Raw genomic sequence first — 22,536 nt, forward strand, 5'->3', positions numbered from 1 at the left:
AAAAAAGAAAGAAAAAGGACCTTCTTATGACAATCACCAATCAATCATTACTCGAGCGCCGTAAAGCTATTCTACCAACTGGACTTGGTGTGGCCTTTCCTGTCTTTGCAGAAAAAGCCAAAAACTCAGAAGTTTGGGATGTAGAAGGCAATCGCTATATCGACTTTATCGGCGGTATCTCTGTACTCAACACCGGCCACAGCCATCCCAAAATCACCCAGCGCGTCCATGAGCAGCTAGACAAGTTTACCCATACCGCCGCGCAAATCATGAACTACGAGTGCTATGTCGATCTGGCCGAAAAGCTCTGCGAAAAAGCGCCCATCAGCGGTGACAAAAAAGCCTTGTTTTTGACCACTGGCGCAGAGGCGGTCGAAAACTGCGTCAAGATTGCTCGTGCCAAAACTGGGCGTCCAGGTATCATCTCTTTTGTCGGTGGCTGGCATGGCCGCACCTCCATGTGCATGAGCTTGACAGGTAAAGTATTGCCATACAAAAAGAACTTCGGTCCGATGCCAGGCCCTGTGTTTCATGCTTTATTTCCAGCAGAAGAGCTGAACGTCACCGAAGCCCAATCCCTGCATAGCCTTGAGATGATTTTTCAAGCAGACATCGACCCTAGCGAAGTGGCGGCTTTTCACCAAGTGACGCCGTCATTTGCCAAAGCGCTGCGCGAGATTTGTGATGAGCATGGCATCGTTCTTATCTTTGATGAAGTGCAGTGCGGTTTTGCTCGTACAGGCACCTTGTTTGCTGGTGAGCAATTGGGCGTTGAGCCAGATCTTATGACCAGTGCCAAGAGTTTGGCAGGTGGTTATCCTATCTCTGCGGTCATCGGCCGTGCTGATATCATGGATGCGCCGCAAGTTGGCGGTTTGGGCGGCACATACTCTGGCAACCCGCTTGCCTGTGTGGCCGCTTTGGCCGTGATGGAAGTCATCGAAGAAGAAAACCTACTGGTGCGTAGTGTGGAGATTGGCGATAAAATAGCAACTTTCTTAAAAGGCTTAAATGTAAGTACTATCGGTCATATCCGCTACAAAGGCGCGATGTTGGCATTTGAATTGATCGATAGTGATGGCAAGCCGGATGCCGCAGCAACTGCTGATCTAAAAGCCAAAGCCTTTGAGCAAGGCTTGCTGCTTGCCTCTTGCGGTATGTACGGCAATGCCATCCGTGTGATGGTGCCGCTGACAGTCGAAGATGAAGTACTCCAAGAAGGCCTAGATATCATCAAAAATATCTTAACCGCCTAGTTTATGTTTTTAACTCAATCGGTGGTCATCTACCTTGGCTTGCGATTGAATCCTGTATGGTGTGATGTACCCTTGTCAATCAAGCGGTGTTCTTGGTTGGCAGGGTTAGGTTTATACAGCAAGATTGCCCATGATGGCACTCGCTTTGAGTACATTTTTTCTAACGGCGTCTTGCAAGTCAAGACGCCGTTGCTGTTTTTGTCGTTTGCCTATTAAGCAAGATGCAAACGACGGCATGGACAAAAAGGGATATATGATAATTATGAAGGGTACTATCCCGCTAAACAAAAGATAGTGTAACCATCAAAGGTTCACACGGATGACACACAGACAAGGAGCAGGTTATGTCTGAATTAAAAAAATCGTTAGGGACGCTAGATATTATAGCCTTAGCATTCGGTGCTATGGTTGGCTGGGGCTGGGTAGTCTTGGCTGGTGGTTGGATTTTGTCTGCAGGAACGTGGGGCGCAATGCTGGCGTTTTTGATAGGCGGTTTGGCCGTGATACTAATTGGTGTGACGTATGCTGAGCTGGCCGCTTCTATGCCGATTACAGGCGGCGAGCATACTTATACGCATCGGGCGCTGGGGGTAAATGTCTCCTTTATCTGCTCATGGAGCATTTTATTTGGGTATTTTTCGGTGGTGGCGTTTGAAGCGGTCGCCCTGCCAACGGTGGTCGAGTATTTTATTCCCAATTACAACCAAGGCTATCTTTGGACCATCGCCGGCTGGGATGTCTATGCCACCTGGGTAGGCGTCGGTATGCTGGGTTCGATTATTGTCACTTGGCTAAATATTCGTGGTATGGAAGTCAGTGCATGGTTCCAAAAAACAGCGGTACTGGGTATTTTATTTGTCGGTACGCTACTGTTTATCGGTGCGGTACTGTTTAATCCTGAAAATACAAACTCTGTACAAGCCCCCGCCTTTATCGCTGGTATCGGCGGTATTATGGCCGTCATCGTGATGGTGCCCTTTATGTTTGTCGGGTTTGATGTCATCCCGCAGGCAGCAGAAGAGATTGACCTGACGCGTCCCAATATTGGCAAGTTTTTGATTGTCTCTATCATTGTGGCGGTGTTGTGGTATGTGGGTATTGCGTGGAGTGTGGGCACCACTTTACCGCTGATACAAGCAGAGAATTCAACGCTTGCGACCGCAGATGCGATGACCAATGCTTGGCAGGGCAAGTGGGCTGGTATCTTATTGGTTATCGGCGGTGTACTGGGTATTTTATCCAGCTGGAATGCTTTTTTGATCGGTGGCAGCCGTCTACTTTATGCCATGTCAAAAGCACATATGTTGCCAGCGTTTTTGGGCAAGCTGCATCCTAAATATAACACACCCGCCAATGCGATCTTATTAATCGGAGGTCTTGCGACGCTTGCGCCATTATTTGGTCGCAAGATGCTAGTATGGATCGTCGATGCAGGCGGTTTTGGGATTGTCATCGCTTATAGCTGTGTGGCGATCTCCTTTTTGGTGCTGCGTTACCGCGAGCCTGATATGGTACGTCCATTTAAGATACCGGCAGGTAAGCTGGTCGGTATGGTGACGATTGCGCTGAGCATTGGTCTGTTGATGCTATATATGCCAGGCATGCCATCAGCACTGACCGCAGTTGAGTGGTGGATCTTCCTTGGCTGGACGGTGCTGGGCATTGTGTTATATAGCTATGCACGTATCAAATACCCTGGTATCAGTGAGTCGATCATGACAGAAGAGTTGCGTCAATTAAAGATTGTCAACCAACTGTGGCTCAAGGACAACCCGCCTAAACGCTAAGATCGGTAAAGAGAGCCGCTCTGAAAATAGAAAGAAAGCTTAAAACCGCGGGCTTCTCATCGCCCAAAACAGCAGCCTGACAGTTCATGTTAGGCTGCTATTTTGTCATTGGGCGTGGCCAAGGTGCATTAAGACTTGTCACGAATCAGCTTATGGTTTAAAAACTCAGTGATACCCAGCGTGCCAAGCTCGCGGCCAAACCCTGAGCGTTTGACCCCGCCAAATGGCGTATTTGCCTCGCTACCAGAAGGGGCGTTGATGGTCACCATACCGACATCTAGCTTGTCGGCGATATCAGCAGCCAAGTCAGCATCTTGCGTCTGAATAGAAGCGCCAAGACCAAATGGCACGTCGTTGGCGATCTGGATAGCATGCTCGATATCACGCGCCTTATAGACGACGGCCACAGGACCAAACAACTCCTCACGGTAGACATCCATCGACTCATCGACATCAGTCAGAACGGCAGGCGCAAACCATGCGCCGGGTTTGTCTTTGATCATCCCACCCTCAACCAGTACCGTGGCACCGGCTTTGATGGCGCTGTCTAACTGTGCTTGTAAGTTGGTCGCGGCGGCTTTTGAGGACATTGGGCCGATAAAGGTGCGCTCATCAAGGGGGTCTGCCAGTGTCATGTCACGGACGGCATTGGTAAAGCCCTCAACGAACTTGTCAAAGACCGACTCGATGATGATCAGGCGCTTGGCTGCATTACAGGCTTGTCCGGTATTGCCAAACCGCCCTGAGATTGCCCCTTTGACGGCTTGCTCGATATCGGCATCGGCCGCGACAATAAACGCATCTGAGCCGCCAAGCTCTAAGACGACTTTTTTGAGCGCGCCGCCAGCTATTTTGGCGACCGCTTGGCCTGCGCGCTCAGAGCCTGTCAGCGAGACGCCTTGTACGCGCTCGTCTTCAATAATAGTGGCGGCTTGCTCGTTGGTGGCAAACACATTGTTGTAGACGCCCTTAGGCAAGCCTGCGTCCTTTAGAATGTCGACGATGGCTTCTGCGGTTTTGGGGCACTGCGGCGCGTGCTTTAGGATAATGGTGTTGCCCGCCATGAGATTTGGTGCGGCAAATCGCGCGACCTGATAATGAGGGTAGTTCCACGGCATGATGCCAAGTAACGCCCCGACAGGGTGCTTCTCGACGGAGGCGTGACCGCTATCGACCTCGATGATACTTGGCGCAAGTAGCTGCTCGGCATTATCGGCATAGTAGCGATAAATCTCAGCCACCAAACCAATCTCACCTTTGGCCTGCGCTACGGGTTTGCCCATCTCTGTGGCGACGATGCGCGCCAGCGTATCTTGGCGCTCAAGATACAGATCAGCGACCTTGTGCAATAAAGCGCTGCGCTCGTCAAATGACACTTGATGCCAGTCTTTATAAGCGTTATCGGCTTGCTCAATGGCGTTTTGGATGTCTTGCTCAGAGGCGGCCGGATAAGTGGCTTCTACTTCGCCCGTGGCTGGGTTATTTACTTGATAGTCGCTCATATATATTCCTTAGTTAGCGTTAAAATCCGTTTAGGTTTTTTGCCTAGTCGCTTAAGTTTATCTGTTTAAGCAAGGCATTTGGGTTGCTGCTGGGTAATACAGTGGATATTACCACCACCATAGACAATCTCTTTGGTACGTACGCCTACTACCTGATGCTGCGGAAAGATTTTTTCAAGCTGAGTAATGGCCAAGCTGTCATGTACATCATCATATTGCGGCACGATAATGGCATCATTGCAGATCAAAAAATTGGCATACGAGGCGATACAGACATCGCCTGCATGGCGCGCTTTGGCATCGTCAGATTGCTCAATCTCATAGTCATCGGGTAGGGTGACAGGTACTTTGGTGCAGCACAGCTGATGTACCGTCAAGCGTCGGCCTTTGGCATCCGTCATCGTAGATAGCTGCTGATAGGCTTTTTGGGTCGCCTCATAAAAGGGGTGCTCAGGGTCGTCGGTGTATAGACAAACCACCTCACCGGGACGGGCAAAGCACGCGATATCGTCGATATGGCCGGTGGTCTCGTCGGGGTCGATACCGTCATCGAGCCACAGCACTTTTTGTACATTCAGATATGCTTTTAGCTGGTCTTCGATTTGTCGCTCGCTGAGCTGCGGATTGCGTCCAGCGCTCAGCAAGCACATACGAGTCGTCAAGAGCGTGCCTTCACCATCGACATGAAACGCGCCGCCCTCCATCACAAATCCCTCAGTACGATAGCGCTGGATATCTAGATACTCGCACAGGCGTGCGGCCAGTTTGTCATCGTCATCCCAAGGTGAGTATAGACCGTCATAGTCACCGCCCCAAGCATTAAAGGTCCAATCACAAGCGCGCAGCTCACCTTTATCGTTGAGCAAAAACGTCGGCACGATATCACGCGCCCATGCGTCGTTGCTGGGCATAGCGATGACCTCGATATCGGCGGGTAAGCGTGCGCGGCAGGCGAGATAGTCAGTAGGACTGACCAATACGCCGACGTCACAAAATTTACGAATCGCCTGCGCGACATCGGCATACGCGGCCTTCGCCGGAGCCGCGTTTTGCCGCCAGTTATCGGCCCTGTATGGCCAGATTATCCAGACTTTTTTTATCGGCGCAAACTCTGCTGGCATAAAAAAGCCGTCTTGCTGCGGCATAGAGTCTGTGATTAGTAAATTGGAAGATAATGACATATAAACGTACCTCGGGTTCAGGCAAATCAGTTTGCAATCTTATGACAGTCTTATGAGCCAGTATGCCATTAGCCATGTGTGAGCAAGGTGGCGTACATCGATGGGCGGCGGTCACGAAACACGCCCCATTGCCGGCGATCGATTGCCAGCTTATCTAAGTCAAAAGTTGCTGTGATGACCTCTTGGTTATCTGTTGATGCTTCTTGGATAATCTCGCCGCGCCCATCGGTGATAAATGAGCTACCATAAAATTGCAGAGTGCTGTCATGAGTATTTTGGCGAATGGTCTCTGTGCCGATACGATTTGCGGCCACCACAGGCATTAGGTTGGCCGCCGCATGCCCCTGCATACAGCGTTGCCAATGCCCTTTTGAGTCAATGCCCAGTGTGGGCTCATCACCAATCGCTGTCGGATAAAACAAAATCTCGGCACCCATCAGCGCCATACTGCGCGCGCATTCAGGAAACCACTGATCCCAGCAGATACCGACGCCTATCTTGGCGTACTTGGTTTCCCAGACTTTAAAACCTGTATCTCCAGGCGTGAAGTAAAATTTTTCGGCATAAGGGATACCGTCTGGTATGTGGGTTTTGCGATAGGTGCCCAGTATCTCGCCATCGGCATCGATGATGGTGACGCTATTAAAAAAAGTATTGCCCGATTTTTCATAAAAGCTAATCGGTAGCACCACTTCTAACGCTTTGGCCAGTTTTTTAAAATGCGTGATAGCGGCGTTATCTTCGACTGAGCTTGCCAGTTTAAAATAATCAAAGTCATGTACTTGGCAAAAATAAGGCGTCTCAAATAGCTCTTGTAGCAAGATAATATTGGCGCCAGCGTTGGCCGCTTTGGTCACCAAATCGGTGGCGGCGGCGATGTTTTGTTGTATATCCCAGCCGCAAGTCATCTGAGTGGCCGCAACGGTAACAGTACGCATATTTTTATTCCTTGTTAGTATCCAATTAGATTAGTATCAAATCTAGCCATTTTGGGCCCATGTCGCTAGGCAGCGCTTACCTCGAGGGCCAATCCTAACGGCAGAGTGGTAAATAATGGGCAATGACCTAAGCGTCCTTGCCCACTTGTCCGTTATTTGCCGAGCAGTCTGCATCGCGCAGTACTTAACATGGTATCGTCCGGTATCGCTCGTATATTGCCTGCTCGGCAGCCAAGCTTACGCCATCATAATGCCCAAACCTAAGAAGGTAATGACAGATAATACCGCGCCGAGCATCGCATAAGGGAACTGGGTAAATGCATGCTGCATGGGTGAGCAGCCAGCGCCTTGGGCGGCGAGTAATGAGGAGTCACTAAAGAAACAAGCATGACTACCAAATGATGAGGCAGACAGCAGCGCGCCGATCATAAGCGGAGTGTTGACGCCTAAGGCCAATGAGATCGGAAAAACAATTGGCATGGCAAGGACGTATAGACCCCAGCTTGATGAGGTGGCAAAGGTCAAAAACGCCATAACCGCAAAGATAACCGCAGGGAAAATAACAACCGTCATATAAGGGGTGATGGCCTCAATCACATACGTGGTCATGCCAAGCTCATCGTTGATGGCTTTTAGAAAAAACCCGCCAATGACGGTCGAGAGAGGGTAGAGCATGACTTTAAAGCCTTTAAATACCGCCTCCATCTGGGTCTCAAAGCTCAAAATACCCTGCACCCAGTAGAGAATAACGGTCACAAAACAAGTCAATAATGCCCCGCGCAGCAGATCAATCTCAAAATAAACGGTCGAGATAATCAGCAAAATCATGGGAAAGGCAAAGTTCATGATATTGGCTTTAAATGATAGCTTGCGCTTGGCTTTGACGTTTGAGACCAGCTGCTCTTCTACAAAATCCTCTGGGACAGGCTTGCCTGCTTTGGCACGCGCCTCGGCTTTTTTCATCGGTCCCCAATTGCCAAGGACACCATACGCCACCAAAAACACGATAAGTAAGGCAAACCAAGCATAGGCCATATACGGAATTGCACTGATATAAAGCCCAATGCCTTTGCCATCTCCTGCCACACCATTTTCTTCTAATAGACCCGCAAAATATACCGCCCACGTAGAGATAGGGACGATGATACACATGGGCGCAGCGGTTGAGTCGACGATATAAGCCAGTTTTTCGCGTGAGACGCTATAGGCGTCGGTCAGTTTTTTGACTGATGTCGATACTGCCAGACAGTTGAGATAATCATCAATAAAAACAATCACCCCAAGGGCAAAGGTGGCAAGCAAAGACTGCCGCCGCGATTTGATGATTTTTTGGAGCCATTCGCTAAAGCCATCGAGACAGCCGCTGATCTCAAGGAGCTGAATCAGCCCGCCCATCAAGCCGCAAACTAAGATAATCCAAATAATGGTCTCATTACCCAAGACCATCGACATATTATCAGCAAACGGCGATACCAGATCGAAGGGGTTGAGCATCACAAGACCTGCGACACAGCCTGCGATCATGGATTCAAATGGCCGTCTAGAGACGATAGCGGTGATGAGTACCAACAAGGTGGGTAATAAAGACAACGCGCCCCAAGACTCGCCTGGGTCGTGGTTGGACGATAACCAAGCAAACGCCAGATAGATGGCGACTGCGGCGATGACGGTAATAAAGACTCGTTTGTTATGATATTGCCCCTCGACAGCATCATTGAGTTTCATGTTCATACTTACGCTCCCTGTAAAACTTTGTTTGATAGAACAAGCTCTATTTTATGATTGACGCCCAGTAGACAGCAGGCAAACCCACTTTCTACCAAGCCTTATCACAACAATCCGTTGTTATGATAAGGGGGTGTAGCAATAGACCAAACGCGAAAACGGGTGACTCAAAAAGCGAGACTGACGCTTGATAAGTACCTCGTCTTGAGGCGCTGAGTACACGTCAAGGGATTGATACCATCATAAGCCTGTGGTGTCTTTTAGCGCATACCACCAAGAGCCCATCACAGAGTAGGGCACACGTAGGGCGCGGCCACCAGGAAAGGGAATCCAAGGTATTTTGGCAAAAGTATCAAACTCTTTGGTTTTGCCATTGATGGCGTCGGCGAGTATTTGTCCAAACAGATGCGAGCCTGTGACGCCATGTCCACTATAGCCATGAGCAAAAAATACCCGCTCATGTAGTTTGCCCATCTGCGGCACTCGCGAAAACGACAAGGCAAAGTTGCCGCTCCACGCATAGTCAATCTTGACATCGCGTAACTCTGGGAAGATTTTGTTCATATTTGGGCGGATTTTGGCGGTGATATCGGCGGGGTCTTGGCCGCCATAGACCGTGCCGCCTCCAAACAGCATGCGTTTGTCCGCTGAGAGGCGATAGTAGTCAAGAATATAGCGCACATCCTCGACACAGACATCGGTCGGTAGCAGCTGATCGGCCAGCTCTCCTAGCGGTTCGGTGGCGATAATCTGCGTCGAGACCGGCATGACGCGGTCCGTCAACTTTGGAATGACTTTATTTAGATAGGCATTGCCGCACAGTACCGCCTGCTGACAGGTCACTGAGCCAAACTCGGTGATGACTTTGATGTGGTCATCGGCATACTCAATATCCACCACTAGGGTGTTTTCGTAGATGGTGCCGCCGCCTTGTTCGATTGCTGCCGCCTCACCGAGGGCGAGGTTGAGTGGATGCAAATGGCCGCCTGAGTGGTCGATGACACCGCCGACATAGGCATCAGTTTTGATATGCTGTTGAATGCCGTTTTTGTCTAGCATTTCACGATCATGCATACCGTGGCGCTCCCAAAGGGCATGCGTCTCTTGTAAGTCTTTTAGCTGGCCTCTATTGAGGGCGGCAAAGATGTTTTTTTCTTTTAAATCGCAGTCAATATTATAATCAGTGACAAACCGGCGAATGATTTGGCCACCGCGAGTCACCAGCTGACCGACGAAGTCAGCATTTTGTTGGCCATAGGATTTTTTGATTTTTTGTAGGCTGGCGTTTAGGCCATTGACGATCTGACCGCCGTTGCGCCCTGAGGCACCCCAACCGATTTGCGCGCCTTCGAGGACGACGACTTCATGTTCGGTCTCGATGAGGTGCAGCGCTGTTGATAGGCCACTATAGCCGCCGCCCACCACACAAATTTCTGCTTGAATGTCGTTTTTGAGCGTCGGTCTGTCCGGCTTTGGGTTGCGACTGGCGGCATAATAGCTGTCAGGGTATTGGCCTTGATTTGAATAATGCGGAATATTGCGCGCGTTGTTGGATGGCAAGTTTTGTGGCATTGCTGCATGAGCATTTAAGTTGCTATTTGACATATCAGACATCCTGTAAATAGGTGAGGTATTCAAGGTTGGTGACTTGCTGGGCGAAGCGTTTGGCTTCTTGCTTTTTGACCGCGATTAATAGTTCGATCATCTCGCGTGGAAACAAAGAGTCGATGATATCGCTACTTTCAAACTTACGAATGGCTGATAACCAATCTAGGGGTAGGGTCTTGAGCTCCGTATCGTCATAGGTGATGCTGTTGATAGACTCAGGCGCGGCCAGCTTGTTTTCGATACCATAGAGCATCCCTGCGAGCACGGCACTACAAACCAGATAAGGATTGGCATCAGCGCCAGAGACGCGGTGCTCGATACGGCGCGCTTTTGTATCGCCACCAGGGATACGGACTGCGGCTGTACGGTTTTCGTAGCCCCATGAGATATTGTTGGGGGCAAGGGTGCCGGGGGTGAAGCGGCGATAAGAGTTGACGTGCGGGGCAAAGAGCAGGGTACAGTCGGCCATGGTTTTGAGCAGGCCTGCGACCGCATGACGCAACATGTCAGAGCCTTCATCTGTGCCATCGTCAAAGATATTATTACCGTCCTTGTCCAACAAGCTGCAATGTACATGAAACCCATTGCCGGACTGTAGGCCAAACGGTTTTGCCATGAAGGTTGCTGTCAGCTGACGGCGGGCGGCGACAGCTTTGACCACTTGTTTAAACAATATCGCATCATCAGCGGCCTTTAATGGGTCGTCGACGTGTAGTAGGTTTATCTCAAACTGACCACAGCCGTTTTCGGCCAAGGCGGCATCGACAGGGATATCAAGCTTTTTGCACTGGGCATAGACTTCATCTAAAAACTCATCAAACTGCAACAAATCATTGATACTGAGGATGGAGGTTTTGTTGAGACGTAGGCCGCTTTTGGGTCTGATAGGCGGTCTGGGGGTTTCGCCTTCGGTATAGTCGACCAAATAAAATTCTAGCTCTGTCGCCATCACCGGCGTCAGGCCCAGCGCTTTGAATTTTTTGCTGATGTGATCGAGTACATGTCTGGCGTCACCATAATAAGGCTCATTGTCTTCGGTGTATAGCCAGACGGGTAGTAGCGCTGACGGGGCGCTGGTGTTGAGTAACGGGTAGGCGGCGCGGCCGGTAGGACGAGCAATGGCGTCTATATCGCCGTTGCACTGAGAGGATTCGATGACATCAGCACCCCAGATATCGACGCCTAAGATCGACAGCGGTAAGCGTATCGCACCATTTTCTGCTTTTTCCATCTGATTAAAAGGAATGCGTTTCCCGCGAAGTAAACCATTAATGTCACCAGCGGCCACATAAACGTATTCGGTGTTATTGTCAGATTCGACCATTCCATTGGTTGTCGTCATGTCTATTCTTCCTATGAATTTTATTGTTACTGCGGTTGTGATTACTCCGTTGCTGATGACTTCCAATATATGTATGAAAACTATAGTTGTTCAATAATTTTGATGGTTTTTATATTAATACATCCTATATTGAGTTTTATAGTTTACATTTTATGAGAAGTTGTGTTAGATTTTAGCTAAACAAAGGATTGCATCAGGCAAGAGAGCGTATCTGCCTAGATAAAGCGACGGACAAAGGAACGCAATTATGAAAAACGCCAAACCGATTATCGCCATCGTGTCATGCTACAAAATGATCGACGGTCAGCCCTCACAAGCGGTATATCAAAAATACATCGATGCGGTAAACTTCTACGGCGGCAACCCCATCTTACTTCCCAATACCGCAGCGGACAGCAGCAACTTTGAGGCGTTATTGGCTATGGTCGATGGGATCTTATTGACGGGCAGTTATAGCAATGTGGCGCCGACGCGGTACGGAGCGACGCACCGTGAAGCCAAGCAAGATCTTGGGCGCGATGAGCTGAGTTTTAAGCTGCTCGCCTACGCCGACAAGACAAACACGCCGCTGCTAGCAGTGTGCCGTGGTCTGCAAGAGATGAATGTTCATTTTAAAGGCACACTTCACCCTGATTGGCGCGAGGTAAAAGGGTTTTATGAGCCGCACTTAGAGGACAGCAGTCAGCCGCTCGAAGTGCAGTATCAGCCCGTCCATGACGTCATCATCGAGCCTGCAGGTAGGCTGGCGGCGTTTGGCAAAAAATGGCATGTGAACTCCTTGCATAAACAAGCCATCAATAAAGTCGGTGAGCGCTTGTTGGTAGAGGCGCTGGCACCTGATGGCCTAGTCGAGGCGATAAGCTTATCTGAGCATCCATTTATGATTGGTGTGCAGTGGCATCCTGAGTTAAACTATGAAAAAGACAGCTTGTCCAAGTTTCTATTCACGGAATTTATTCACTATGCCAGCAAACAACGCACTGAATAACGAAGAAGATAATAGAGATACCAACACCCCTGATGCCAGCTGTGACGCCAGTACCGATACCGATAATGAGGCGAATAACGATGTCGATACCAGTAAAGGAGTCAATAATGAAGGTGATGATAAGGGGGGCGATGACGACAGTGTTTGCAGCGATGATGACGCAGGAGACGATAGTCTGCCGAGCGCCACGCCCGCCGAGACAGAGGCGTCTGTTGAAGAAGATATCGGCAAAAAAATCAACCAATTACGCTTGGCCAAAGGCTACTCACAGCGCAAGCTGGCCAAGCTGGCAGGGCTGACCAATACTTCTATCAGCTCTATAGAGCGCAACAAAGTTAGCCCAGCGGTCAATACGCTAAAGGCGATTTTGACTGTGCTTGGCTCTGATCTGACCACGTTTTTTAGTGATGAGTGGAAAGAGCCAAAAGCCCGTGTGGTGGTCACACCAAAAGACTTGCTAGAGCTGAGTGAGGCGGGTAGTCGGGTGTCGCTAAAACAAGTGTATAACTGCAGCACCACAAAAAACTTGGGGTTTTTGATTGAGACTTATCAGCCTAATAGTTCGACAGAAGAAAAAATCGCCCACGAGGGCGAGGAGATCGGCACGGTTATTGAAGGCAAGATTTTGATCCGTGTCGAAGAGACCACCTATCTGCTCAATCAAGGCGACAGCTATGTGATCGATACGATGAAGCCGCATACTTTTATTAACCCAAGCGACAGTATCACCCGTATCGTCAGTGCGCACACGCCGACGACTTACTAAGTCAGTGCTGCTATCATGGTGGGTTGTTGTTTGATACTGTGTCGTCTGCTGCCTTAGCGCTTGAAGTGTCTGAACGTAAAGTGTCTGAGTCTAAAGTGGTCGGCTCTGATTCTGGCTGTGACTGTGACGGTGTTTCTGATTTCGGCTTGGGTTTTTCTTTACTCAGCTTAATTTTTGTATGGCTATCGATTGGGTCGATTTTTACATAAGTAGACTCAGGAATGGATTTTGCTACTTGCTTAAGGCTTTTATTGGTTCGTTTGACCGCTGCGGCGTCCTGTGCCGCTTGCTCCTCAGCCAGTGATGCGTCATACAGTGATTGATAAACCTCAAGAGTCGCCTCAATCATCTCACGCATGGTAAATTTGGAGGTCATCTCAGGGCGCGTGACACTCTCTAGCTGATTGCGAACCGCTTTACAAAGTGCCTTGGCATTGTACTTTTTGACCAGCCCTTGGGGATATAACGGCTGTAATATCTCACTGAATGCCGCTTGATCCCAGCCAATGACGGGGGTGCCTAGGTGAATCGCTTGTAGGGCGTTGATACCAATGGACTCAGGCTCATTGGCGAGCGCCATGACGATATTGGCCGCTGATAGCCACTCGCGCATGTCATTGCGCTTGCTACCCACGTAGGTGATGCGCTCGGCCAGCCCAAGTGTATTGGTACGCTGCCGAAAGTCCTCGTGTACCACGTCACCATCTCTATAATCATCGTCCATGATGATGACATGAATATTGGGAAATTGCTCCTGCAAATTGCCCAAAATATCAATCAGCCACTCTTGACCATATTCATTACCAATGACGGTGGGAAATACCAGCCATTTTTTGTGCTCAAGCTCAGGATACTCGGCAAAGGTATGCCGTAGCCAATAGACAGATGGATTGTGCCGATAAGGGTAACGGCGGGTGTCGACGCCGCGGTAAATACGTTTGATGACCTTGGGTCCTGCGTCTTCTCGGCGCAGGCCTTTTTTTAGGTAGTTGGTGACACTATCGGAGACAGTAATGATGATGTCGACATCGAGCAGCGCTTGGGAATATTTATTGATGGGATAAAAGCCGTACATGGTCGACACCAGCTTGGGCATGCGCTTTAGGCGCGCGCGGCGCAAGGCAAGATGTAGTATCCATGCAGGCGTACGCGAATGCAAATGTATCACATCGGGGTCGTATTTTTCGATCAGATGGCGTAGGGCGTTGACGCGCAGCAACGACAGCCACGATTTTTTGTTCATGTGCAGCTGATGATAATGGTTGCCATCACGCTTGAGACGTTTGACCAGATCGTTTTCTTCATCGGCGCTTGAGACGATGATAGAGGTGTGACCGTTTTTGACCAAGGCGCGGCCAAGATGAAAAATACCGCGCTCGGATTCATCATGCTTTAAAGACGATAATAAGCGCATCACTTTCATAGCAGCGAGGGTCACCAAATCAAATATTAAGTTGCTATTGTCAGTTAAAAGTGGCAAAAACTCAACCACGAAGATAAAGGATGGGAACGAAAAAACATTAGCGCCGCTTTTGGATATGCTCGGCATTGGGTAGTATTTGTTTTTCGCTCAAGTATTTCCAGTAGCGCTGCGGTAAGTATTGCCGATGCAGGCGTGGGTTTTTGCGCTCAGTTATATTGACGTTGGTAAAATAGCCTTGCCAAAACTGCTGATAGCGCCGCTCATCTGCGCTATGAATGCTGGCAGGGCGGCGCAGGACGGCATCATCTAGATCAGTGATGGTCTGCAAAGCGGCAGGGCGCGTGGCTGTACTGTTGCTTTTGTCGTAATAAATGCCGTAGCCGCGCGTTATATCATAAATCGCCCAATGCTGGTCTTGATAGCGTTGCCGAAAATGCTCACCTATGAGTGGCAACACATTAAAGTCCGGCTCCACGCGAGCGAAGTAAATATCATCGGTGGTGTGCTCAAAGCGCACAAAGGCTTCCATGCGGTGTTTTTCACGGCCGACAGATTTGACCGTTTGCACCAGCTCGAGCACATGCAAATTGCCGACATCCTGCATGATATGGCGATTGGGATAATCGATGGCGTATTTGACCACCCAAAATAATGTTGTGCCGATGTGCTCTTTTTCTGATAAAAACCCCCACAGCAAGTTGCGCATACCTGAGCGGCCGAGCAGCTGGTTTAGCTTGACTAGCACGCGCTCAGCATGTTCCTCATTAGGCACAACGCTGGTTGCTTGAGCAATCAATGAGGGTACATAACAGTCTTGGGCAATTAATTGTAGTGCTTCATCGTCATGTAATTTATTAGCATAAACATAGAAGACAGCACTTAACCACCCTTCAAAACTTGGCTCATAAAGCACAATACTGGGTGTCAATTGACCAACAGGGTACGCGGTGTTTAGGGCCAGCTCTAGCATATATGCTCCTTTTTAAAATAGTGCTAATTGCCCACTACGCTGATCCTTATATTTGGTCTGTGTTTGCGCCAGCACATATTGGCGGAAGTTCTCACGGGTCAGATGGGCGAGATGCTCGTTTTTACCAGTGGTGGCGATGAAATATTTGGCACGATTGACCGCCGCGCCCATTTTTTTGAGATGATAAAGGGTCAACTGATTAAACTTACGCGCTGTCACAATCTTTTTGGCGGTTTTGGTACCGATACCTGGGATGCGTACAATCATCTCGTAGCTTGCCGTTTGGATATTGACAGGGAAATGCTCGCGATGACGGATAGCCCAAGCGAGCTTTGGATCACAGTCTAAATCGAGAAATGGCGACTCAGGCTCTACGATTTCATGCGCGCCAAAACCATAAAAACGCATTAGCCAATCCGCTTGATAAAGGCGGTTTTCGCGCACCATGGGCACCGGCGTGCCTATCGCTGGCAGGCGATTGTCAGAGAGCATCGGCACGTACCCTGAGTAGTAGACGCGTTTGAGATCATAAGTTTGATAAAAATGACTCGATAGCTGAATCACTTGTAAGTCTGTTTCGTTACTAGCCCCAACTATCATTTGACTGGTTTGACCCGCTGGGGTAAATTTGGGGGCTTTTTTATGGGTTTTACGGCTCTCACGAATCGTGACGATTTCTTCTTTTACCGTCTGCATCGGCGCTTTTAGCTCGTCGTGAGATTTTTCTGGAGCGAGCAACGCCAGCCCTGATTTGGTAGGAATCTCGATATTGACGCTCAAGCGGTCTGCATAAAGCCCCGCTTCTAACAATAGCTCTTTTGACGCGCCAGGGATGGTTTTTAGATGAATATAACCGTTAAAGCGCTCACGAGTACGCAGTATCTTGGCGACCTCGACCAGTCGCTCCATGGTGTAGTCGCCATTTTTAAAGATGCCTGAGCTGAGAAACAGCCCCTCGATATAGTTACGGCGATAAAACTGCATGGTCAAATCCACCACTTCTTCCACTGTAAAGGCGGCGCGCGGGGTGTCATTGCTTTTACGTGACGTACAATAAGCACAGTCGTATATACAGTGATTGGTCAGCAGAATTTTGAGCAAGCTGACGCAGCGACCGTCTTCGGTATAGCTGTGGCAAATGCCTGTCTTTGAGGCATCACCGAGGCCACCGCCTTGATTTTTGCGCGTGCCAGCGGAGGAGGAACAAGAGACATCGTATTTTGCCGCGTCCGCTAAAATATTAAGCTTGCCTTGCAATCGTTCATAATTGATGGCTGCCATAAGCGTGATCTACCAAATCATTTATAGGTATGTATTTTAGCAAAATCAGGCTTAAGTCGTTGTATTTATAGGATAATATACAAAACAACACGTCAGATAGTGTCGCAAGATACGTCATAAAAAGGTCTTGCTGACTATAAAACGAACCGGCAAGACCTTTTGTTATTTTCAGAGTGATCAAATAACCAGACTCTAAAATATAATCTTTACTGAACCTTTGCTCGTATGACAACGGTCTGAGCAGCATTTGGGCTTAGGTCAGACAAATTCCACTTAAGACCAGAATAGTTTTCTTTGATGACCACGGTATTGCCAACTTGCTGGATGGTCTGATAGCTGTCGCCGCCAGTGGTGGCCTGCGTGGGTAGCGGGCTATTTAAGGACAGCAATTGCACGCCATTTGGCAGCGATACCATGGCATTGATGTCAGTAACGGGTTGTGCGGTGGTATTGGTATAGGTGGTGTGATATTCAATCACATCGCCTGGGGCGATATGGTTGGCAGGTACGGCTATTTCGCGGCCGTCGCTGTTTTTTAATATCTTCATGACCTTGGTTTGTGCATTGACAATGCCAGGCGTGCTAAAAGTTGGCGTCAATTGCAAGGTATCTACAGAGGTGGATACGATTTGCGTCGTTGCTGGCGGGTTTGTCACGACGGTGGTCGTAGGAGCGGTGATGACATCGACGCGGCTGGTTTTTTGGGTCAGCTGCTCGGTGACAGGTACGCTAGTGACCGTGGTGCGGCCTTGGGTCACGACCGTATCGTTGCCACTTTGGTGCACCGTATAGCGTGGCACTGTGGTCACTTGCGTGACCGCATAGGGCATACCGTCTTTCATCGTAATACCGTTGGGCGTTGCCGTAATAGTGGCTGTTTTGCCATCAGCATACTGCTCAACGACGGTCGTGCTACTGCCAGCAGATGCGTTGATGGTCACTTCAGGCGCAGCATGTACTAAGTTGGCCGCAAGCAATGCGCCGGTAAAAAAAAGAGAAACCGCCATCGCTGCAGATGCTTTTTGGGGGATGGTTTTGTGGGTAGTAACCACAGGTATCGATGTCAAGCTCATAAAAGACTCCTTAAAAAATAACAGTCAATATCACCAATCATAAAGCGGCAAAAGGTAACGGCCTAAACAAAACCCCCGCTAAATGACACGGTAATACATGCCAAATAACGGGGGTATTGAGTACTGATGACAGTCAATTATAATCACGCTTTAACTGCGCTATTTAACTATCAAGCCGTCATTATTTTGAATAATAGTGCATCAATGAGCCACTTTACTTGAGATTTGCACGCAAACTTGTCATGATTATGCGGCAAAACAAATTGAGTATAAAAGTGGTATTGTGTAACTGCTATAAAAAAGGTGTCTATAATACCTGCTACTTATTAGGGCATGTTGAGCATTCACAAATAGTCTCTGTCAGTGCTATGTTTGTATTTTCAACACGCCCTAAGCAGATAAAAATGGGCGCTATTGGTCATAGATGACTTTCATGATTTCGTACTCCACCATACCTTTTGGCGTTTCGATACGTACTTCATCACCTTCAAACCTGCCAATCAAACCGCGAGCGATGGGTGAGTTGACAGAGATTTTGCCTGCTTTAAAATCCGCTTCATCGTCACCGACGATTTTGTATTGTTTTTCTTCTTCGGTATCCATGTTTTCGATGACTACGCTCACACCAAATACCACTCGGCCATCGTTTGGCAAGGTCGTCGGGTCAATGACCTGTGCGGCGCCGAGCTTGGCTTCGATGTCGCGAATACGCGCTTCACAAAACCCTTGCTGCTCGCGTGCCGCATGGTATTCAGCGTTTTCTTTTAGATCACCGTGCTCGCGGGCTTCGGCGATGGCGGCGGTGATACGAGGGCGATCGACACTTTTTAGCTGTTTTAGTTCGGCTTCTAGCGCCGCGTGTCCTTGGGGAGTCATGGGGTAACGTTGCATGTTTTTTCCTTAAACCAATAACACCACACCACCTCAGATGAGATGGTGTCTGTGTTGTTGCAATGGGTTTGATATATAAAGAGTTATATTGTATCAAGCATAAAGATACTAGGAGCGGTGGCAAACGCAGCGCAGGCTACGACGGGTAGTCCTTGCTCATGTCTGACTGGCTCTGCTGATCTTTATACATGGTACGAAAAGGCTAAAAAGATCATGGGTCGGCGCATTTACCAACGGGCAGATGCGCGTGTGATCTTACATAATAAAAAGCATAGTCGCAGTTTAGCCACTATGCTTTTGGGTCTATCTTGGTAAACGTCTTCTCAAGCATTATTGTCGTATCAAAACGCTTGACACGTTTTGTCGCTGCGTTTTATTTGCTTGACGATAATGCTTAATCTACTGAAATTATTGGGCCGCGTCAACCACCTTTGCTTGCTCGTGCAAATCTTGTAGCTTATAGACATCAAATGGCAAGTCGATGGCATAAGATTTACAGACAGCATCCGCTGCACCTAAGGTCGTGACATAAAACACTTTATTCTGTAGCGCGCTGCGGCGGATAGAGAATGAATCCTCTTGCGCCTGCTTGCCCTCGGTAGTATTTATAATAAGGTCGATTTTGCCGTTTTTCAAGGCATCAACGATATGCGGACGACCTTCGGTGACTTTGTTGATCTGAGTGCTGGCAATACCGGCTTCGCTGAGCACCTTTTGCGTGCCCGTCGTTGAGACGATATTAAAGCCAAAATCAGCAAGCTGACGCGCGATAGGGGCGATTTGTGCCTTGTCGCTATCACGAACCGAGATAAAGGCCGTTTTGATTTCGCCTTCAACAGGGAGGCCTGGCAGGCGCTCGTTACTACCGATAATGGCCTTATAAAACGCTTCGCCAAAGGTTTTACCAACGCCCATGACCTCACCAGTCGATTTCATCTCAGGGCTCAAGATAGGATCTACCCCCGGGAACTTGGCAAACGGGAAGACCGCTTCTTTTACTGCGTAAAACGAAGGAACAATCTCGGTAGTAAAGCCTTGATCTTTTAATGAAGTGCCAGCCATACAGCGCGCTGCCACTTGCGCCAATGAGGTGCCAATGCACTTAGAGACAAACGGCACGGTACGGGCGGCACGTGGGTTCACTTCTAGAATGTAAACGGTGTTACCTTTTACCGCGAATTGGACGTTCATTAGGCCGACCACGCCAAGCTCTTTTGCCATCGCTACCGTCTGCGCACGCATGGTATCGCAAAGCTCATCCGATAATGAGTAAGGCGGTAATGAACATGCCGAGTCGCCAGAGTGGACGCCTGCTTGTTCGATATGCTGCATGATACCGCCGATCACCACATCAGTGCCGTCACAAACACAGTCGACATCGACCTCAATGGCATCATCTAAAAAGCGGTCTAATAGGACGGGCGCTTCGTTTGATGCTTGTACAGCGGTACGCAAATAGTGTTTTAGCTCGTCTTCGTTATAGACAATTTCCATGGCGCGGCCACCCAAGACGTATGATGGGCGAACGACTAACGGATAGCCGACGTCTTTGGCTTTCACCAAGCCATCTTCTAGGCTGGTCGCTAGCGCGTTTGATGGCTGCACGAGGTTTAGCTGCTGAATCATGTGCTGGAAGCGCTCACGGTCTTCAGCGCGGTCGATGGCATCAGGGCTGGTACCGATGATTTTTACGCCAGCAGATTCTAACGCGCGCGCCAGTTTCAATGGTGTCTGTCCGCCAAACTGCACGATGACGCCGTCTGGGTTTTCGATACGGACGATCTCTAGCACGTCTTCTAGCGTGATTGGCTCAAAGTAGAGGCGGTCTGAGGTGTCATAATCGGTCGAGACGGTTTCTGGGTTACAGTTGACCATGATGGTTTCATAGCCGTCTTCGCGCATAGCGAGGGCAGCATGGACACAGCAATAGTCAAACTCAATCCCTTGACCGATACGGTTAGGACCACCGCCGATCACCATGATTTTTTTCTTATCGGTTGGGTTGGCCTCGCATTCGCTGTCATAAGTTGAGTACATGTAGGCGGTGCTGGTGGCAAATTCTGCCGCACAGGTATCGACGCGCTTGTAGACTGGATAAATGGCTAAATCCCAGCGTTTTTTGCGTAATTGCTTTTGTGATATGCCGAGCAGCTTGGCCAAACGCAGGTCTGATAAGCCTTTACGCTTAAAGCTACGCATATTTTGTTCAGTTAAGCCGCCAAAGCCTAAGGTTTTAACCTGTGCTTCAGTTTTGACGATGTCTTCGATTTGTACCAAAAACCATGGATCAATTTTGGTGTAATTAAAGACGTCATCGACACTCATACCGACGCGGAAGGCATCAGCCAGATAATAAATGCGCTCAGGCGTTGGGATGGTTAGACGGTTGATAATCTCAGAACGCGCTTTGTCAGCCGGTACTTTTGTCAAATCGATTTGCTCATCAAAGCCGTCTGAGCCTGTTTCCATGCCGCGCAGGGCTTTTTGCATGGACTCTTGGAAGTTACGGCCGATTGCCATGACTTCACCGACTGACTTCATTTGCGTCGAGAGGATATTGTCCGATTGTGGGAATTTTTCAAAGTTAAAACGCGGGATTTTGGTGACGACATAGTCAAGCGCCGGCTCAAAGCTAGCTGGCGTTTTGCCGCCTGTGATGTCATTTTGCAATTCGTCTAGGGTATAACCAACGGCTAACTTTGCAGCGATTTTGGCAATCGGAAAACCCGTGGCTTTTGAGGCAAGGGCAGACGAGCGTGATACGCGAGGGTTCATCTCGATGACGACCATACGGCCCGTGTCTGGGTTAATACCGAACTGCACGTTTGAGCCGCCAGTTTCGACGCCAATCTCACGCAGTACCGCAAGCGAGGCATTACGCATGATTTGGTATTCTTTATCGGTCAAAGTCTGCGCAGGCGCGACAGTGATAGAGTCGCCCGTGTGTACGCCCATGGGGTCAAAGTTCTCAATCGCACAAATGATGATGCAGTTGTCGTTTTTGTCACGCACCACTTCCATCTCATACTCTTTCCAGCCGATGAGTGATTCATCGATAAGCAGCTGATGGTTGGGTGATAAATCAAAACCGCGCTCGCAGATTTCGATAAATTCATCGCGGTTGTAGGCGATACCGCCGCCTGAGCCGCCCATGGTGAATGACGGACGAATGATACACGGGTAGCCCATTTTTTCTTGGGTAGCAAAGGCTTCTTCCATGGTTTCAGCGGTTTCGGCGCGTGGGCACTCAAGGCCGATACGCTTCATGGCTTGGTCAAACAGCTCACGATCCTCTGCCATCTCAATTGCGTCTTTGGTCGCGCCAATCAGCTCGCAGTTATATTTGGTAAGGATGCCGTGCTTGTCCAAATCCAGCGCGCAGTTCAGCGCCGTTTGGCCGCCCATCGTCGGCAAAATAGCATCAGGGCGCTCTTTGGCGATGATTTGCTCGACTGTTTGCCAAGTAATTGGCTCGATATAGGTGGCATCGGCCATCACAGGGTCGGTCATGATGGTCGCAGGGTTTGAATTGACCAAGATGACGCGGTAGCCTTCCTCGCGTAGCGCCTTACACGCCTGCGCGCCTGAGTAGTCAAACTCACATGCTTGGCCGATGACGATAGGGCCTGCGCCAATGATAAGAATGCTTTTTATGTCGGTACGTTTTGGCATAGTTAGGGCTACCTTCGTTTGGGTGATATTTTGAGTAATCTATAATATAACGATATTGTCAGTTCAGCTTATCGTGTTTGATATGGTGTAGCTTGAACCACCCTCGGTGCTTCAAGCGTTATATTTATTATTT

The 22,536-nt window shown here is 49.1% G+C and carries 16 protein-coding genes; 4 read left to right on the forward strand and 12 right to left on the reverse strand.

The window, feature by feature from the left end:
- Positions 1-26 precede the first annotated feature (26 nt).
- Together NK638_RS03415 and NK638_RS03420 are read left to right on the forward strand one after the other, a co-directional pair.
- Positions 27-1,256: an aspartate aminotransferase family protein gene (locus NK638_RS03415; protein WP_274631951.1), complete on the forward strand. Its 1,230-nt coding sequence runs from the start codon at positions 27-29 to the stop codon at positions 1,254-1,256.
- A 344-nt stretch (positions 1,257-1,600) separates the two neighbouring features.
- A complete protein-coding gene (locus tag NK638_RS03420) occupies positions 1,601-3,043 on the forward strand; it encodes an APC family permease (RefSeq protein WP_274631952.1) in 1,443 nt (480 codons plus the stop codon).
- Positions 3,044-3,171: 128 nt separating this feature from the next.
- On the opposite strand, the gene NK638_RS03425 is transcribed toward NK638_RS03420, so the two are convergent.
- The 6 genes from NK638_RS03425 to NK638_RS03450 all read right to left on the reverse strand — a co-directional run bounded on the left by NK638_RS03425 (position 3,172) and on the right by NK638_RS03450 (position 11,339).
- Positions 3,172-4,545: an NAD-dependent succinate-semialdehyde dehydrogenase gene (locus tag NK638_RS03425; protein WP_274631953.1), complete on the reverse strand. Its 1,374-nt coding sequence runs from the start codon at positions 4,543-4,545 to the stop codon at positions 3,172-3,174.
- Between the two features lie 65 nt (positions 4,546-4,610).
- Entirely contained in the window at positions 4,611-5,726 is a 1,116-nt protein-coding gene (aguA, locus tag NK638_RS03430) for an agmatine deiminase (RefSeq protein ID WP_274631954.1), read from the reverse strand.
- A 68-nt stretch (positions 5,727-5,794) separates the two neighbouring features.
- On the reverse strand, positions 5,795-6,664 hold the full coding sequence (gene aguB / locus NK638_RS03435) for an N-carbamoylputrescine amidase (protein WP_274631955.1): 870 nt from the start codon (positions 6,662-6,664) through the stop codon (positions 5,795-5,797).
- A gap of 237 nt (positions 6,665-6,901) precedes the next feature.
- Complete coding sequence (locus NK638_RS03440) at positions 6,902-8,395, reverse strand: Na+/H+ antiporter NhaC family protein (protein WP_274631956.1); 1,494 nt, start codon at positions 8,393-8,395, stop codon at positions 6,902-6,904.
- Positions 8,396-8,629: 234 nt separating this feature from the next.
- Positions 8,630-9,994, reverse strand: a complete 1,365-nt coding sequence (locus NK638_RS03445) for an NAD(P)/FAD-dependent oxidoreductase (protein WP_274631957.1) — start codon at positions 9,992-9,994, stop codon at positions 8,630-8,632.
- A 1-nt stretch (position 9,995) separates the two neighbouring features.
- Positions 9,996-11,339: a glutamine synthetase family protein gene (locus tag NK638_RS03450; protein ID WP_274631958.1), complete on the reverse strand. Its 1,344-nt coding sequence runs from the start codon at positions 11,337-11,339 to the stop codon at positions 9,996-9,998.
- A gap of 247 nt (positions 11,340-11,586) precedes the next feature.
- Here NK638_RS03450 and NK638_RS03455 point away from each other — a divergent pair, with 247 nt between their 5' ends.
- Together NK638_RS03455 and NK638_RS03460 are read left to right on the forward strand one after the other, a co-directional pair.
- Positions 11,587-12,327: a gamma-glutamyl-gamma-aminobutyrate hydrolase family protein gene (locus NK638_RS03455; protein ID WP_274631959.1), complete on the forward strand. Its 741-nt coding sequence runs from the start codon at positions 11,587-11,589 to the stop codon at positions 12,325-12,327.
- Positions 12,302-13,093 carry a cupin domain-containing protein gene (locus NK638_RS03460; protein ID WP_274631960.1) on the forward strand — a complete coding sequence of 264 codons (792 nt, stop codon included), beginning with the start codon at positions 12,302-12,304 and terminating at the stop codon, positions 13,091-13,093. The genes NK638_RS03455 and NK638_RS03460 overlap by 26 nt, the downstream gene beginning before the upstream one ends.
- A 13-nt stretch (positions 13,094-13,106) precedes the next feature.
- Here NK638_RS03460 and NK638_RS03465 read toward each other — a convergent pair whose 3' ends face one another.
- The 6 genes from NK638_RS03465 to carB form a co-directional block, all read right to left on the reverse strand.
- A complete protein-coding gene (locus tag NK638_RS03465; RefSeq protein ID WP_274631961.1) occupies positions 13,107-14,573 on the reverse strand; it encodes a glycosyltransferase in 1,467 nt (488 codons plus the stop codon).
- 40 nt (positions 14,574-14,613) lie between these two features.
- Positions 14,614-15,486 carry a TIGR03915 family putative DNA repair protein gene (locus tag NK638_RS03470; protein WP_274631962.1) on the reverse strand — a complete coding sequence of 291 codons (873 nt, stop codon included), beginning with the start codon at positions 15,484-15,486 and terminating at the stop codon, positions 14,614-14,616.
- 12 nt (positions 15,487-15,498) lie between these two features.
- Positions 15,499-16,767, reverse strand: coding sequence for a putative DNA modification/repair radical SAM protein (locus tag NK638_RS03475; RefSeq protein WP_105245142.1), 1,269 nt, complete (start codon positions 16,765-16,767; stop codon positions 15,499-15,501).
- Positions 16,768-16,973: 206 nt separating this feature from the next.
- Positions 16,974-17,840, reverse strand: coding sequence for a hypothetical protein (locus NK638_RS03480; RefSeq protein ID WP_274631963.1), 867 nt, complete (start codon positions 17,838-17,840; stop codon positions 16,974-16,976).
- Positions 17,841-18,251: 411 nt separating this feature from the next.
- On the reverse strand, positions 18,252-18,731 hold the full coding sequence (gene greA, locus NK638_RS03485; RefSeq protein ID WP_274631964.1) for a transcription elongation factor GreA: 480 nt from the start codon (positions 18,729-18,731) through the stop codon (positions 18,252-18,254).
- A 408-nt stretch (positions 18,732-19,139) separates the two neighbouring features.
- On the reverse strand, positions 19,140-22,403 hold the full coding sequence (gene carB, locus NK638_RS03490) for a carbamoyl-phosphate synthase large subunit (protein WP_274631965.1): 3,264 nt from the start codon (positions 22,401-22,403) through the stop codon (positions 19,140-19,142).
- Positions 22,404-22,536: the final 133 nt, after the last annotated feature.

The organism is Psychrobacter sp. A3 (genome assembly GCF_028823565.1).
Taxonomy (GTDB): domain Bacteria; phylum Pseudomonadota; class Gammaproteobacteria; order Pseudomonadales; family Moraxellaceae; genus Psychrobacter; species Psychrobacter celer.

Bases quoted from the DNA above. Each gene is read 5' to 3' on its own strand.
- NK638_RS03415 (WP_274631951.1), top strand. From the start codon at position 27: ATGACAATCACCAATCAATCATTACTCGAGCGCCGTAAAGCTATTCTA.
- NK638_RS03420 (WP_274631952.1), top strand. From the start codon at position 1,601: ATGTCTGAATTAAAAAAATCGTTAGGGACGCTAGATATTATAGCCTTA.
- NK638_RS03425 (WP_274631953.1), bottom strand. From the start codon at position 4,545: ATGAGCGACTATCAAGTAAATAACCCAGCCACGGGCGAAGTAGAAGCC.
- aguA (WP_274631954.1), bottom strand. From the start codon at position 5,726: ATGTCATTATCTTCCAATTTACTAATCACAGACTCTATGCCGCAGCAA.
- aguB (WP_274631955.1), bottom strand. From the start codon at position 6,664: ATGCGTACTGTTACCGTTGCGGCCACTCAGATGACTTGCGGCTGGGAT.
- NK638_RS03440 (WP_274631956.1), bottom strand. From the start codon at position 8,395: ATGAACATGAAACTCAATGATGCTGTCGAGGGGCAATATCATAACAAA.
- NK638_RS03445 (WP_274631957.1), bottom strand. From the start codon at position 9,994: ATGTCAAATAGCAACTTAAATGCTCATGCAGCAATGCCACAAAACTTG.
- NK638_RS03450 (WP_274631958.1), bottom strand. From the start codon at position 11,339: ATGACGACAACCAATGGAATGGTCGAATCTGACAATAACACCGAATAC.
- NK638_RS03455 (WP_274631959.1), top strand. From the start codon at position 11,587: ATGAAAAACGCCAAACCGATTATCGCCATCGTGTCATGCTACAAAATG.
- NK638_RS03460 (WP_274631960.1), top strand. From the start codon at position 12,302: ATGCCAGCAAACAACGCACTGAATAACGAAGAAGATAATAGAGATACC.
- NK638_RS03470 (WP_274631962.1), bottom strand. From the start codon at position 15,486: ATGCTAGAGCTGGCCCTAAACACCGCGTACCCTGTTGGTCAATTGACA.
- NK638_RS03475 (WP_105245142.1), bottom strand. From the start codon at position 16,767: ATGGCAGCCATCAATTATGAACGATTGCAAGGCAAGCTTAATATTTTA.
- NK638_RS03480 (WP_274631963.1), bottom strand. From the start codon at position 17,840: ATGAGCTTGACATCGATACCTGTGGTTACTACCCACAAAACCATCCCC.
- greA (WP_274631964.1), bottom strand. From the start codon at position 18,731: ATGCAACGTTACCCCATGACTCCCCAAGGACACGCGGCGCTAGAAGCC.
- carB (WP_274631965.1), bottom strand. From the start codon at position 22,403: ATGCCAAAACGTACCGACATAAAAAGCATTCTTATCATTGGCGCAGGC.